We start from the raw sequence: 12,887 nt of genomic DNA, 5'->3' as shown, positions 1-12,887 counted from the left end.
GGGCGATCCTCGTTGACAGTCCGGGTCAACCACCACAATAGACGCCTCCACGCGCAATCGGGTTGCGTTGTTGCATGCCAGCCCCGCCCAAGAGCACGATAGGTGCGTCAATCGTCCAAAGCGAGCAAGATCATGCCAAACGTGAGCCTGGATCGAACGGATCTGCAGTTACTGGGCGAGTTGCAGCGCGCTGGTCGCCAGACCAATGCCGAGCTGGCCGAACGGGTGCGCCTGTCGCCGTCGGCATGCCTGCGACGGGTGCAGCGGCTGGAACGCGAGGGAGTGATTGCAGGCTACCGCGCCGTGGTCGACCCGGAGCGGATCGGGGTGGGCCTGCAGGCATTTGTACGGGTCCAGCTCAGCCGTCACGACACCGGTGCGATCGAGCGGTTCACCGTTTTCGTCAACCAGTGGGAGGAGGTGGTTGCCTGCCACGCGCTGACCGGCGACATGGATTACCTGCTGCAGGTGGCGGTGCGCGACCTCGACCACTTCTCGCGCTTCCTGCTGGACCACCTGCTGAACCAGTCGGGTGTGGACGACGTCAACTCGAGTTTCGTGCTGCGCACTGTCAAGGCGTTTCGCGGGATGCCCTTGCCGGCCAGCCCGTCAGCGTGAGTCGGCGCCCGCGGCGCAATCGGGCGTGCGCCGCAGCAGGCTGCCGATGCGCGACTGCTCCTGCGCGCAGCGTTCGGCCTCCGCAGCTGCCTCCTGCGCGGACTTGCGCGCCGCGGCAGCCGCCGACTGGCGGGCCGCGAGGGTGGCTTCGGCGACACGCTGTTTTTGCATCTTGGCCAGCGCGGCGCGGATCTGCGGCAACGCCGCCATCGCGGCTTTTTCGCCTTCCAGGATCGCGTTGTTGCGCTGCTCGAAACTGGCCGGCCCGATGTCGTCCACCCGCGGCCGGATGACGATGTCCGCCCGGGCCAGTTCCTGGGCACCGAGCTTGCGGCCCATGATCGCGATCGACTGGTTGACGTTGCCCAGCAGGCTACCCGGCGCCTTGCCACTGGCAATCGTGGAGATGTCCACGGCGATCACGAAGTCCGCGCCCAGCTCGCGCGCAGCGTCCACCGGCACCGGGCTGACGATGCCGCCGTCCACGTAGTGGCGGCCGCCGATCAGGGTGGGCTCGAACACGCCGGGAATGCTGCTGGATGCGCGCACCGCCTGGCCGGTGTTGCCGCGCACGAACACGGTGCGCTCGCCGGTTTCCAACTGGGTGGACACCACCGCGAAGGGCTTGACCATCTTGTCCAGCGTTCGCCCTCCGACCAGCTCGTTGACGTAGTCCTGCAGCTTCTGGCCCTTGATCACCCCGCCGGAGAACAGGCTTACGTCGCGGATCTTCGACTCGTCCAGGGCGAAGGCCTGACGCTGCATCTGGAAGGAATCCATGCCGCTGGCATACAGCGCGCCGACCACGCTGCCCGCGCTGGTGCCCGATACGACCACCGGCTCCATGCCGTTGGCCTCGAGCATCTTGATCACGCCGATGTGGGCGAAACCCTTAGCCGCGCCGCCCCCCAGGGCCACGCCGATCCGGGGCGGGGGCACGCTGACGGGTGTGACCGGCGCCGCGATGGAAGGCGCGGGGTCCGGTCGGGTGTTGCCCCCGCACGCGGTCAGCAGCATGCCCGTGCTCAGGGCCAGCCAGTGAGAAGGGCGGAACAGGGTTTTCAGCCGCATGGCGACAGGCACATTGAATGACGGGACTGCAAGGATAGAGCGCGGCGCTTGAATGTGGTCAGTCCAGCGTCGCGCGTGGCTTATTCTCGGGGCGTGTTCGAACTCCGCCAGGTCTGCAAATCCCACGGTCGCGTCGTTGCGCTGGACGCGGTCGACCTGTGCATTGCCAGCGGCCGCACCACGGCCTTGATTGGCCCCAGTGGCGCGGGCAAGTCCAGCGTGCTGCGGATGCTGGTCGGACTGGACTGGCCGGACACCGGTGAGGTGCGCTTCGATGGAGAACCGCTGCAACCCAGCCGCCTGCTCGAACAGCGCCGCCGCATCGGCTACGTGATCCAGGAGGGCGGCTTGTTCCCACACCTGAGCGCGGCGGCCAATATCGGCCTGCTGCCGCGCACCGTGGGCTGGTCGGCCGAGCGCATTGGCCAGCGCATCGACGTGCTGGCGGCGATGACCCGCTTGCCGGTGGCCGCACTACAGCGATATCCCGCCGAGTTGTCGGGCGGCCAGCGTCAGCGGGTCGGGCTGATCCGGGCGCTGATGCTGGACCCGCAAGTGCTGTTGCTGGACGAGCCGCTGGGCGCGCTGGATCCGATCATCCGCTACGAGCTGCAAGAGCAGATGCGCGAGTTGTTTGTGGAGCTGCGCAAGACCGTGGTGCTGGTCACCCATGACGTTGCCGAAGCGGCGTACCTGGCCGACACGCTGGTGTTGCTGCGCGCCGGCAGGATCGTCCAGCAGGGCAGCGCCCGCGAACTGCATGACGCGCCCGCCGAGCCCTTCGTGACGCGGTTCATGACCGCCCAGCGCAGCCTGGAGCAGAGTCTGTGAGCGTGGGTGCCGGCATGGCTGGGTGGCTGATGGCGCTGGTCGCCGCCGTGGCAGGCGCCGCGGTGGCTACCGCCCCGGTTCATGCCGAACGGGTGACGGTCGGATCCAAGGCGTTCACCGAGTCGGTGATCCTGGGTGAGGTCGCCGCCGGACTGCCCCATGGCGAGGGTGTTGCGGTGACCCACAGGGCCCAGCTGGGCGGCACCCGGATCCTGTGGCGGGCGCTGATCGAAGGCGACATCGACGCCTATCCCGAATACACCGGCACCCTGGCCGCGGAACTGCTGCAGATGCCCGGCGCCGACCCTGGACGGCTGCGCGCCGCGCTGGGCGAACGCGGTCTGGGCATGACCGCGTCGCTGGGATTCAGCAATACCTACGCGCTGGGCATGACGCGCGCCCGGGCGCGCGAACTGGGGGTGGCCGCGGTGTCCGATCTGGCCGCCCAGCCAGAGTTGAAAATCGGTCTGAGCAACGAGTTCATGCAGCGCGCCGACGGGTGGCCGGGCGTGCGTGAGGCCTACGGCTTGCCGCAGCGGCCGGACGGACTCGACCACGACCTGGCTTACCGCGGCTTGGCGAGCGGTGCGCTGGATGTCATCGACCTGTACACAACGGACGCGGAAATTCCGTACTACGACCTGGTCGTGCTGGACGACGATCGCGGCTATTTTCCCGATTACGCGGCGGTGTTCCTGTACCGGAAGGACCTGGACGCGCGCGCGCCGGAATGGCTGGCGGCGCTGCAAGGTCTGGCTGGCCGGATCGATGCGCCGACGATGCAACGCCTCAATGCCGAAGTGAAGCTGGAAGGCGTCAGCGAAGCCGGTGTCGCCGCGGAATGGCTGGGCGTTGGCGCGCCAGCCGCAGCGTCGCGTGCGCAGCGGATCTGGAAGCGGACCCTGGAACACCTCGCGCTGGTGGGAATGTCGCTGGGACTGGCGCTGGTCGTCGCGTTGCCCCTCGGTGTGCTGGCCGCGCGCCGGCCGCGGCTGGGCCAGCTGGTGCTGACCGTGACTGGCCTGCTGCAGACGTTGCCGTCGCTGGCCGTGTTTGTGTTCATGATTCCGCTGTTCGGCATCGGCGCCGGACCGGCCATTGCCGCGCTGTTCCTCTACAGCCTGTTGCCGATCGTGCGCAACACCCATGCCGGCTTGACCGGCATACCGCGCGAACTGCGTGAAACCGCGGCGGCGCTCGGCCTGCCACCGCGCACCCGCCTGTGGCGGATTGAGCTCCCGCTCGCGCTGGGCATGATCCTGGCCGGTATCAAGACGGCCGCGGTGATCAACGTCGGCACCGCCACGCTGGGCGCACTGATCGGTGCCGGCGGTTACGGCCAGCCGATCCTGGCCGGCATCCGCCTGGACGATATCGGCCTGATCCTGGAGGGCGCGGTGCCGGCCGCGTTGCTCGCGCTGGTCGTGCAGGGCGGCTTCGAGCTGGTTGAGCGGGGCCTCACTCCACGAGGTCTGCGATTGGCCGCGCGCCACTGATCGGATGGGTGTGATCGGTGCCGGGGTCGCCTAGTCGCGGCGTCGAAAGGGCAGGACCACGCCGCGCTCGTCCCCGGCTTCCGGGCGGTGCCACAACACCGGCACCTCGTCGGGCGCGGAGAGTTCCAATCCTTCCGGATCGGGGTTGGTGGGGTCGCCGTCCGCCAGCTCCTCTTCGATCTCCCAGCTGTATTTCTTGCGAGGCTGGCGCGGGTCGAGCCGCCGCCACAGGACCGCGGCCAATACGCCGCCCAGCGCTCCACCCATGTGGGCCTGCCACGACACCCCGATCTCGCGCGGGAAGATCGTCAGCAGCATGCCGCCGTAGAGGAAGAACGCGATCATTGCCGCCGCAATTGCCGGGCGGTCGCGCCTCAGCAGGCCGAGGATGAAAACCAGGAACATCAGGCCGTGGGTGATCCCGCTGGCGCCCAGATGGTAGGAACCCGCCTCGCCCAGCAGCCAGGCCCCGGCGCCCGAGCCGAACCACATCAGCGGCAGCGCCCTTAGCGTTGCGCGCGGGTACATCCCGCCGGCCAAGGTGCCGAGCATCAACAGCGAAATCGCGTTGGCGGCCAGATGCTCGAAGGAACCATGCAGCAGGGGCGCACCAAGGATGCCGAGCAGTCCCGCCGCCGACCACGGTTGCACCATCCAGCCGCGCAGGTCGACCGCGCCCTGCAGCGAATGGATCACCAGCAACAGCAGCACCGCCGCCAGGCTCAGGTTGAACGCACCCATCCAGCGCTTGCGGTCGGCGATGCGCTGGGCCCTGGGATCCAGCGCGACCGCTTCGGGAATCTTGTCAGGCATTTACCAACTGTGGCGCTGTCGGCCGTGAATACAAGGCGGGCGCCGTAGAATGGCGGCATGAACAACACCATCCCCACGGTCCACCTCAAGAACGCCTGGAAGTCCTCCCATCCCTGGATCTTCCAGCGCCTGGTCGCCAAGCCTGCGCAGCGGCCCCGTCCCGGCGAGATCGTCGACGTGATCGGCGTGGACGGCGAACTGATCGGTCGCGGCTTCTACAACGGTCACTCGCGCATCGCCCTGCGCATGCTCGACAACGATCCCAACGCGGTGATCGATGCGGACTGGTTCGCGCGCAAGATCGCCGCTGCCGTGTCGCTGCGCCGCGATGTGCTGAAGCTTGACGAGGTCAGCGATGCCTGGCGCGTCTTCCACAGCGAAGGCGACGGCATCTCCGGGCTGGTGATCGACCGCTACGCCGACCTGCTGGTGCTGGAGTTCTTCAGTGCCGGCGCGTTCCGCCACCGCGAATGGATCCAGGCCGCGCTGCGCGAGCAGTTCCCGGGCTGTCGCTTCCACATGTCCGCCGACGTCCATGTGCAGAAGCAGGAAAGTTTCGACTTCCGCGGCACCGAGCCGGCCCAGCCGGCGATCATCACCGAGCATGGGGTGAAGTTCCGCGCCGACCCGGCGGGCGCGCACAAGACCGGTTTCTTCGCCGACCAGCGCGACAACCGACAGTGGCTGAGCCAGCACGTGGCCGACAAACGGATGCTCGACCTGTGCTGCAACACCGGCGGCTTCGGCATTTATGCCGCCGTGCGTGGCGCCAGCGAGGTGGTGGGCGTGGATATCGACGCGGACGTGCTGTCGATCGCCAAGGGCAACGCCAAGCTCAACCATGCCGAGGTGAAGTTCGTCCAGGCGGACATCTTTCCGTGGCTGCGCGATGCGGCGATCGCCGGCGAGCAGTACGACGTGGTGGTGCTGGACCCGGCCAAGATGACCCGCGACCGCGAGCAGGTGATACCGGCGCTGAAGAAGTACCTGGACATGAACAAGCTGGCGCTGGGGGTGGTCAAGCCCGGCGGGCTGTTCGCGACGTTCTCATGCACGGGTCTGGTCAGCGAGGACCAGTTCCTGGACATGATCCGGCGGGCGGCGTTCTTCTCCAACCGGACGGTGCAGGTGCTGAAGGTGGCCGGCGCGGGGCCGGACCATCCGTGGCTGGCGCAAGTGCCGGAGTCGCGGTATTTGAAGGCGGCGTTTTGTCGGGTGCTGGACTGAGTCGGTTTGATCGGTCGAACCGGACTCTCGCCGCAACACATTGGCGTATTTGGTGACGCAGGAAGGCACCGGCCGCGGGCTCCGATCAGTCGCTCCACGATATTCGCTTGGTGATCGAAGCCCGCGGCCGGCGCTCAGGCGTGCATCGTTGAGGGGCTCTCTTGATTCGGTATCAACGTGTTGGAAGTCGAATGGGCGCCGACCGGCCATCCCGATCAGTCGCTCCACGAAATTCGCTTTGTGATCGGGACTGCCGACCGGCGCCTGCCGGCTCGCTTTCCGCGGTGACCCGCCGTCGCGGGCGGTGAGACCGGCGTCGCTACACTGGAGCGATGGATACCCAACTGCTCCTCATCTTGTTGCTCGTGGCGATCTCGGTCGTCGGAGTGCTGTTGGTCCTCTTGCTGCGCAGGCAGGGTTTGCAGGGGCAAAGCGCGGAGTTGGGCGCGTTGCGCGACGAGCGCGACCGGCTGGGTGACGAGTTGCGCGCCGAGCGCGAGACGGCGCGCGGGCAGGCATCCGAAAGTGGGCGCCTGCACGGACGTGTGGGTGCGCTGGAGGATGCGCTTGTCGAGCGCGACCATACGATCGACCGTCTGGAGGCCGAGCTCGCCGGGTTGCGCGACAGCTACCGCCATCTGCAGTCCGAGCACGCGGGGGTGTCGGCCAATCTACACCACGCCAAGCAGGCCCACGCGGAGATGCAGGCCTTCCTGGCCGAGGCGCAGACGAAGCTTTCCGGTGCATTCACCGAGCTCGCCGGCAAGGTGTTCGAGGAAAAGGGACAGCTGTTCGAGAAGAACGTGCAGCGGGTGTCGCTGCAGTCCAAGGCTGATATCGACGCGCTGTTGAAGCCGTTTGCCGAGCGCATCGGCGAGTTCCGCAGCCGGGTCGATACGCTGTACGGCGAGGAGGCCAGGGAACGGGCGTTATTGCTGGGCGCGGTCACCGAGTTGAAAACCCTCAACCAGGACATGGCGCAGCAGGCCCACGCGCTGACCCGGGCGCTGAAGGGCAGTTCCAAGGTCCGCGGAGACTGGGGTGAGTTGATGCTGGAGAGCGTGCTGCGCGGCTCCGGGCTGGAGGATGGCGTCCATTACGACCGTCAGAAGGGCACCGTCGACGAGGACGGCGCGCGCCTGCACCCGGATATCGTCGTCCGCCTGCCCGACGACCGGTGCGTGGTGGTCGACAGCAAGGTCAACCTGATCGCCTGGCAGGAGGCGATGAACGCCGACACGCCCGACCAGCAGAGCGATGCCCTGCGTCGCCACGCCGCCGGCCTGCGCCAGCACATGCGCGAGTTGAGCGAGAAGAATTACCCCAAGGTGCTGGGCGATACCGCGCTGGAGGTGACCATCGCCTTCATCCCCATCGAGGGTGCGCTGTCAGCGGCGCTGGGTACCGACACGGCGCTGCAGACGGACGCGTTCGACCGTCGCGTGGTGTTTGCATCGCCCAACACCCTGATGGCGTTGTTGCGGGTGATCGAGAGACTGTGGACGCGCGACAAGATCCAGCGCGAGGCGATCGCGATCAGCGACACCGGCGGCTTGGTGTTGGACGCGCTGATCGGCTTCCTGGCGGACTTCGACAAGGTCGGCAAGAGCCTGGATGACGCGGACAAGGCCTTCAAGAACGCGCGCCGGCGGCTCAGCGAGTCCAGTCAGGCGGTTATCCCGCGAGCGCGACGATTGGCCGAGCTGGGCGCGCACGGAAGGCGCGCGCTCACCGACGAGCTCAAGCCCGAGTCCGACACTGGCGGCCCAGCCACGGACCGAGCGCCTCAGTTGTCGGTCGGCATCACCGGCATCGCCGAGGCGGGAACGAGCGGGTTGTCGTCGTCGCGCAGGTAATCCGGCAGCGAGTCATCGGTATCCTCGTTCATGCGGTCGCCGAGGATCTGGTAGTTGCGCCGCTGCATCCACGCGTCGCGGACCAGTGCATAATCGTCCGCCGCGCCCTCGCGCAGGCTGTCGGTCGACAGCAACTGGGTGCGCACATCCACCAGCTGCAGGCCTTGCAGCGGGATGCGGATCTTGTCCTCCTCCACCTGGCGCAACGGGCTGAGGGGGGCGTCACCAATCATCCCGAACACGTCGCGCACCGTGCGCGGACCAAACAGCGGGAGCTCGAAGTAGCGCGACTGCTCCCAGCCCCAAACGCCAAGGGTCTGGCCGAAGTCTTCGCTGCGCCGATCCAGGTTGGCGTCGCTGGCAGGATCGAAGATGCCGGCGATCCCCAGCGTGGTGTTGAGCACGAACCGTCCGAGGGCCTGTCCCGCCTGGCCGGGATTGCCCTGCAGCAGCGCGTTGATCGCGGTGACCGGCTGGCCCAGGTTGCTGAAGAAATTGCTCACCCCGAGCCGCACCGGGCGCGGCGTTACCGCGACGTAGAACCGCGCCAGCGGTCGCGCGACGGCGCGATCGACCGCGTTGTTGAAGCGGTGCATCGACCGGTTGTAGCGCTCCCAGGGGTCGTACACGCCAGGCATCTGCGCGGCGGCCGGCAGGGTGGGGTCGGCGACGGGGTCATAAGGGCCGTAAAGCGCGTCGAAGTCGCGTTCCGCGGCGGTACGGGTGTCCTGCTCGGCCGCGGCAAGATCGGTTGCAGCCACCGCCGCGGAAGTCTCGTCCGAGTCAGCCGTGTGCTGATCCGGCGCGGCACCTTCCGCGATGGTCGCGGCGTCCGCCGTAGCGTCGCCCCGGCTTTCCGCGCTCACTTCAGCCGCGGCGGAGCCCGCGACAGCATCGAACGGGGCAGGCAATACGGCGTCCGCCGCAGTCGACGGCGCCGCTGCCGCGTCGCGTCCCGGAGTGCTCGCGCAACCAACGCTCGCCGCGGCGAGAATCACGCCCAGGGCAAGCGCCAGCGAAGGCGTACAGCGATTGCGATTACCGGATCGTCTGGGCATCAAGAGCAGTCCATGGCATGTCGGGGGGAGCGATTCCGCGGCGACCGCCATTGCCGCACGCCGGGCCGTCTAGGTGGCGAAGTTCAAGGTGGCGCCAAGCCGATACGCGCGCCGCAGCTCGGCCAGGCCGGTCGGCTCGCCGGCAACCGTGGTCGCACCGGTGCGGGCCGCCAGCTCGGCCAGCAGCGCCACGCCGGCACTGTCGACGCGGTCCACCGCGGCCAGATCCAGCCGGGTGATACCGCTCTGCCATGCCGCGCATCGGGTCCACAACGCAGGCACGGCCTGACGATCGAGCGTGCCGGAAAAGACCAGCGCGTCGCCGTCACGCTTGACCGATGCGATGTGGGCCGAGGAGCTCATGTCACTTGGCGGTGGGCTGCAACCTGCCCGCTTCCAGGTCGGTGGAGATCTCGTTGATCGACTTGCGCGACAACGGCTCGTCAAACTGGTTGCGGAAGGTCTGGACGAAGCTAACGCCTTCCACCATCACGTCGAACACCTTCCAGTCGTTGCCGACCTTTCGCATCAGGTAATCCACCGGAATCGGATCGCCGCCCTGGCGGATGAATTCGCTGGACACCTTGACCATGGCGCCGCCACGCAGCGGCGTCTCGGACTTGATGCGCACTTTCAGCCGGGTGTTGAAGTCCAGCAGCGAGGAGCCGTAGCGTCCCATCAGGTTGCTGGCCAGGGCCTTGGCAAACCGGTTGACGTCCGCCTCGGCAGCGCCGCGACCGTGGCGACCGAGCACCAGCTGGGCGGCGTACTTGCTGTCGAACATCTGCTCGAACTCGGCGCTGATGAACTTCTGCAGCGCGGCGCGATCGGTGGTGAACTCGGCGCGACGCGCCTCCAGCGTGGTCAGCACGCGGGTCGAGTTGTCCAGTACAAGCTTGCTCGGCGAGGCGGTGGCCGCGGCAGTCGCGGCGCTCGTCTGCCCGCTGGCGAGCGCCAGGGTGGGGACGGTGGCCAGCAACGCGGCGGAAACCAGAACGGAGATCAGGCGGATTTTCATAGTCAGTCCTTGGGGGTATCGCCGTTGTCCTGCAGATACGCGGGAAGCTCGGCGGCGCCGTCATCGGCGCTACCCGGACCATTCTCCGGACCGCCGCTGAACATGTACTTGCCGACCATCTGGATCAGGTCGACCGAGGACTGGGTGAGGAATATCTGGTCGCCGGCTTTCAGCGGCTCGGGATCGCCGCCGGGCTGCAGGCCGATATAGCTCTCGCCGAGCAGGCCGGAGGTGAGGATGGCGGCACTCGTATCCGCCGGCAGGTCGTCGTAGCGCTTGTCGATGGCCAGTGTCACCACCGAGTCAAGCTTTACCGGATCCAGGGTGATGTTGGACACCCGGCCGATCGCCACGCCACCGATCTTGACCGGCGCGTTCGAGCGCAGCGGGCCCAGGTTGCTGAAGCGGGCGGTGACTTCGTAGTCATTGCCGCCAAACCAGCCCAGCTTGCCGTTGGTGGAGCTTATCGCCAGCACGAGCAGGGACGCCAGGGCGAGCAACAGAAAGGCGCCGACGGCGAATTCGATGCGGGGGCTGTGGTTACTCATGGGGTGCTACTCATGAAAGGGGGGGTTCAGAGCCGGAGCTCAGTTGAAGAGCAGGGCGGACATTACGAAGTTCAGCATCAACACCAGCAGCGAGGCGTTCACCACGGCCTTGGTGGTCGCCACCGAGGTGCCTTCGATGGTGGGCTCGGCGTGGAACCCGACATAGGCGGCGACCAGCGCGGCCACGCCGCCAAACACCGCGGACTTGACCATCGCCATGCCGAAGTCGTCGACGAGGTCAACGCTGTCGCGCAGGACCTGCCAGAACACGCCGGCGTCCACGCCGATCACGTGAACCGCTTCCAGATAGCTGGCGCTGATGGCCAGGCTGCAGAAGAAGCCGGTCAGCAACGGCACGCACAGCACGGCGGCCCAGAACCGGGGCGCAACCGCCTTGCCCACCGGGTCGATGCCCATCAGGCCCAGTGCGGTGATCTGATCGGTCGCACGCATCAGGCCCAGCTCAGCGGCGATGGATGATCCCGCGCGGCCGATGAACAGCAATGCGGTCAGCACCGGACCCAACTCGCGGTAGATGCCCAGGCCCAGGATCATGCTGACCTGGGTGCTGGCGCCATAGGTGTCCAGGGCGCGGTAAGCCAGCAGCGTCAGCGAAAGACCGACGAAGGCGCCGCCAACGACGATGATCGGCAGCGAGCGTGCACCGATCTTGTAGATCTCCCGCACCAGCTCGCGGAACAGGTCGGCGCTGGGCACGGAGGCGCGCAGGACCGCCAAGGTGAACAGTCCGGCGCGACCGACCGCGCGGACCGGGGGTGCGATGGCCATCAGGCAGCTTCCTTCGACGCGGTGGCGGTGCGGGGTCGCGCATCAAAAGCGATCGGGCCGTCGGGGTTGCCGTCAAGGAACTGACGCACCAGCGGATCGGTGCTGGCCTGCAACTCCGCAGGTGTGCCGGAAAAGACGATCGTTCGGTTGGCGATCATGATTGCGTGGTCGCAGATTGGCAGGGTCTCGCGGACGTGGTGGGACACCAGGATGCTGGTCAGCCCGAGGCTGTCGTTGAGCCGGCGCACCAGTTCCATCACCACGCCGGACGCGATTGGATCCAGCCCGGTCAGCGGCTCGTCGTAGATCATCAACGGGGGATCCATCGCCAGCGCACGTGCCAGCGCGACGCGGCGTGCCATGCCACCGGACAACTCGCGTGGATACGCATCGGCGGCCGCGACCAGGCCGACCGCATGCAGCTTCATCCGCACCAGGCGGTTGATCAACGGCGGCGGCAGCGCGGTGTGGGTGCGCAATGGCAGGGCCACGTTCTCCGCCACGGTCAGATCGGTCAGCAGGCCATTGCCTTGCAGCAACACGCCGATGCCCTTGCGCATTTCATACAACGCACGCGATCGCCGTGGAATCGGCTGGCCGAAGATCTCCACTGTGCCCGCGGCCGCCGGCAGCTCTCCGGTCAGCGCCGCCAGCAGGGTCGACTTGCCGCTGCCCGACGGGCCGAACACCGTCAGCACCTGACCGCGCGGCACGCTGAGGTTGATGTCCTGCAACACCGTGCGACTGCCGCGATCAAGGCGCAGGCCGGCAAGACGAACGATGGGACTGGAAACGGTCATGGGCATGGAGTCGGAAATGCGGACACGGGTCGCGCAGCCTGACGGGCCGGGCGACTCCGGCATTGTCGCAGTCTGCTGCCCGCCGCGCACTCCGCAGGCTGAATGGGTGGCAATGACAACCCCCCGCAACGGCGCCATCCGGATCGTCTTCACTGAGGACGGACGCGGCGCCCGCCAGGGTGGTGCCCATGCCGACGCATATTCGGTGCTCGATAACTTGACGGAGCAAACCCTATGAACGACGAAAAGAAACCCCTGGATGACACCGGCAAGCAGGCACTCGGCACTGGCGCGGGAGCAGCGGCCGGCGCGGTCGCGGGTGCTGCCGTCGGCGCACCCGGTGGTCCCATCGGCATGGCGATCGGCGCTATTGCCGGCGGTGTGATCGGTGCCGGCGCTGGCGAGTCCATGGCCGCGACAGCCAATGTCGAGGATTACCGTGCGCACTTCCAACGCGACTATACCGGCGCGGCGTACTACCGCCCGGGCACGGCCTGGGATGACTACGAGCCTGCCTACCAGTTCGCCTTCGACCAGTTCGAGGAGTACCGCGGCCGGCCTCTGGCCGAAGTGGAGTCGGACCTGCGCCGGGAGTGGGAGACCGAACGCGCCGACCGCCCGGAGCGCGCCGAATGGGCCGAAGCTCGACCGGCCGTCGCCGCTGGCTGGGAGTACCTGCGCGAGGGCGCCGTCAAGGCCGCCGCGCGCACGCCCTGATGCCCGCCTGACGCCTGTGGAGTAGCATGGCGGGCCCTGAGACAA

General features: G+C 67.5%; 14 protein-coding genes. 6 read left to right on the top strand and 8 right to left on the bottom strand.

Going from position 1 to position 12,887, the window contains the following annotated elements; all coding sequences use genetic code 11:
- The first annotated feature begins 132 nt into the window (after window positions 1-132).
- A complete protein-coding gene (locus KZ491_RS12010; RefSeq protein ID WP_222566090.1) occupies window positions 133-618 on the top strand; it encodes an Lrp/AsnC family transcriptional regulator in 486 nt (161 codons plus the stop codon).
- Here KZ491_RS12010 and KZ491_RS12005 read toward each other — a convergent pair.
- Entirely contained in the window at window positions 610-1,689 is a 1,080-nt protein-coding gene (locus tag KZ491_RS12005; RefSeq protein ID WP_222566089.1) for a patatin-like phospholipase family protein, read from the bottom strand. The genes KZ491_RS12010 and KZ491_RS12005 overlap by 9 nt on opposite strands.
- A 93-nt stretch (window positions 1,690-1,782) precedes the next feature.
- On the opposite strand from KZ491_RS12005, the gene KZ491_RS12000 reads away from it, so the two are divergent.
- Window positions 1,783-2,520: an ATP-binding cassette domain-containing protein gene (locus tag KZ491_RS12000; protein WP_222566227.1), complete on the top strand. Its 738-nt coding sequence runs from the start codon at window positions 1,783-1,785 to the stop codon at window positions 2,518-2,520.
- Between the two features lie 26 nt (window positions 2,521-2,546).
- Window positions 2,547-4,016 carry an ABC transporter permease/substrate-binding protein gene (locus KZ491_RS11995; protein WP_425493159.1) on the top strand — a complete coding sequence of 490 codons (1,470 nt, stop codon included), beginning with the start codon at window positions 2,547-2,549 and terminating at the stop codon, window positions 4,014-4,016.
- Window positions 4,017-4,046: 30 nt separating this feature from the next.
- On the opposite strand, the gene KZ491_RS11990 is transcribed toward KZ491_RS11995, so the two are convergent.
- On the bottom strand, window positions 4,047-4,829 hold the full coding sequence (locus tag KZ491_RS11990; protein WP_222566088.1) for a rhomboid family intramembrane serine protease: 783 nt from the start codon (window positions 4,827-4,829) through the stop codon (window positions 4,047-4,049).
- 57 nt (window positions 4,830-4,886) lie between these two features.
- Between KZ491_RS11990 and KZ491_RS11985 the strand changes: the two genes are divergently transcribed.
- Together KZ491_RS11985 and KZ491_RS11980 are read left to right on the top strand one after the other, a co-directional pair.
- A complete protein-coding gene (locus KZ491_RS11985; RefSeq protein ID WP_222566087.1) occupies window positions 4,887-6,056 on the top strand; it encodes a class I SAM-dependent rRNA methyltransferase in 1,170 nt (389 codons plus the stop codon).
- Window positions 6,057-6,388: 332 nt separating this feature from the next.
- Window positions 6,389-7,912: a DNA recombination protein RmuC gene (locus KZ491_RS11980; RefSeq protein ID WP_222566086.1), complete on the top strand. Its 1,524-nt coding sequence runs from the start codon at window positions 6,389-6,391 to the stop codon at window positions 7,910-7,912.
- Here KZ491_RS11980 and KZ491_RS11975 read toward each other — a convergent pair.
- The 6 genes from KZ491_RS11975 to KZ491_RS11950 form a co-directional block, all read right to left on the bottom strand.
- Window positions 7,843-8,970: an MlaA family lipoprotein gene (locus KZ491_RS11975; protein ID WP_222566085.1), complete on the bottom strand. Its 1,128-nt coding sequence runs from the start codon at window positions 8,968-8,970 to the stop codon at window positions 7,843-7,845. The two genes, KZ491_RS11980 and KZ491_RS11975, sit on opposite strands and share 70 nt — an antisense overlap.
- A gap of 69 nt (window positions 8,971-9,039) precedes the next feature.
- Window positions 9,040-9,333, bottom strand: a complete 294-nt coding sequence (locus KZ491_RS11970; protein ID WP_222566084.1) for an STAS domain-containing protein — start codon at window positions 9,331-9,333, stop codon at window positions 9,040-9,042.
- Between the two features lies 1 nt (window position 9,334).
- The gene (locus KZ491_RS11965; protein WP_222566083.1) at window positions 9,335-9,988 is read right to left on the bottom strand and encodes an MlaC/ttg2D family ABC transporter substrate-binding protein; all 654 of its coding nucleotides are present in this window, start codon (window positions 9,986-9,988) and stop codon (window positions 9,335-9,337) included.
- 2 nt (window positions 9,989-9,990) lie between these two features.
- Window positions 9,991-10,536, bottom strand: coding sequence for an outer membrane lipid asymmetry maintenance protein MlaD (gene mlaD, locus KZ491_RS11960; protein ID WP_222566082.1), 546 nt, complete (start codon window positions 10,534-10,536; stop codon window positions 9,991-9,993).
- 39 nt (window positions 10,537-10,575) lie between these two features.
- Entirely contained in the window at window positions 10,576-11,325 is a 750-nt protein-coding gene (locus tag KZ491_RS11955) for an MlaE family lipid ABC transporter permease subunit (protein WP_222566081.1), read from the bottom strand.
- Window positions 11,325-12,125, bottom strand: a complete 801-nt coding sequence (locus KZ491_RS11950) for an ABC transporter ATP-binding protein (protein WP_222566080.1) — start codon at window positions 12,123-12,125, stop codon at window positions 11,325-11,327. The genes KZ491_RS11955 and KZ491_RS11950 overlap by 1 nt, the downstream gene beginning before the upstream one ends.
- A 234-nt stretch (window positions 12,126-12,359) precedes the next feature.
- Between KZ491_RS11950 and KZ491_RS11945 the strand changes: the two genes are divergently transcribed.
- Entirely contained in the window at window positions 12,360-12,842 is a 483-nt protein-coding gene (locus tag KZ491_RS11945; RefSeq protein ID WP_222566079.1) for a hypothetical protein, read from the top strand.
- The last annotated feature ends 45 nt before the right edge of the window (window positions 12,843-12,887 follow it).

This window comes from Novilysobacter antarcticus (assembly GCF_019802285.1).
Classification (GTDB): Bacteria; Pseudomonadota; Gammaproteobacteria; order Xanthomonadales; family Xanthomonadaceae; genus Novilysobacter; species Novilysobacter antarcticus.
This window is presented reverse-complemented; position numbering and strand designations above follow the sequence as displayed.

What these genes read in the sequence shown, in the direction of transcription:
- KZ491_RS12010 (WP_222566090.1), top strand. Translation starts at nt 133, where the DNA reads ATGCCAAACGTGAGCCTGGATCGAACGGATCTGCAGTTACTGGGCGAG.
- KZ491_RS12005 (WP_222566089.1), bottom strand. Translation starts at nt 1,689, where the DNA reads ATGCGGCTGAAAACCCTGTTCCGCCCTTCTCACTGGCTGGCCCTGAGC.
- KZ491_RS11990 (WP_222566088.1), bottom strand. Translation starts at nt 4,829, where the DNA reads ATGCCTGACAAGATTCCCGAAGCGGTCGCGCTGGATCCCAGGGCCCAG.
- KZ491_RS11985 (WP_222566087.1), top strand. Translation starts at nt 4,887, where the DNA reads ATGAACAACACCATCCCCACGGTCCACCTCAAGAACGCCTGGAAGTCC.
- KZ491_RS11980 (WP_222566086.1), top strand. Translation starts at nt 6,389, where the DNA reads ATGGATACCCAACTGCTCCTCATCTTGTTGCTCGTGGCGATCTCGGTC.
- KZ491_RS11975 (WP_222566085.1), bottom strand. Translation starts at nt 8,970, where the DNA reads ATGCCCAGACGATCCGGTAATCGCAATCGCTGTACGCCTTCGCTGGCG.
- KZ491_RS11970 (WP_222566084.1), bottom strand. Translation starts at nt 9,333, where the DNA reads ATGAGCTCCTCGGCCCACATCGCATCGGTCAAGCGTGACGGCGACGCG.
- KZ491_RS11965 (WP_222566083.1), bottom strand. Translation starts at nt 9,988, where the DNA reads ATGAAAATCCGCCTGATCTCCGTTCTGGTTTCCGCCGCGTTGCTGGCC.
- mlaD (WP_222566082.1), bottom strand. Translation starts at nt 10,536, where the DNA reads ATGAGTAACCACAGCCCCCGCATCGAATTCGCCGTCGGCGCCTTTCTG.
- KZ491_RS11955 (WP_222566081.1), bottom strand. Translation starts at nt 11,325, where the DNA reads ATGGCCATCGCACCCCCGGTCCGCGCGGTCGGTCGCGCCGGACTGTTC.
- KZ491_RS11950 (WP_222566080.1), bottom strand. Translation starts at nt 12,125, where the DNA reads ATGACCGTTTCCAGTCCCATCGTTCGTCTTGCCGGCCTGCGCCTTGAT.
- KZ491_RS11945 (WP_222566079.1), top strand. Translation starts at nt 12,360, where the DNA reads ATGAACGACGAAAAGAAACCCCTGGATGACACCGGCAAGCAGGCACTC.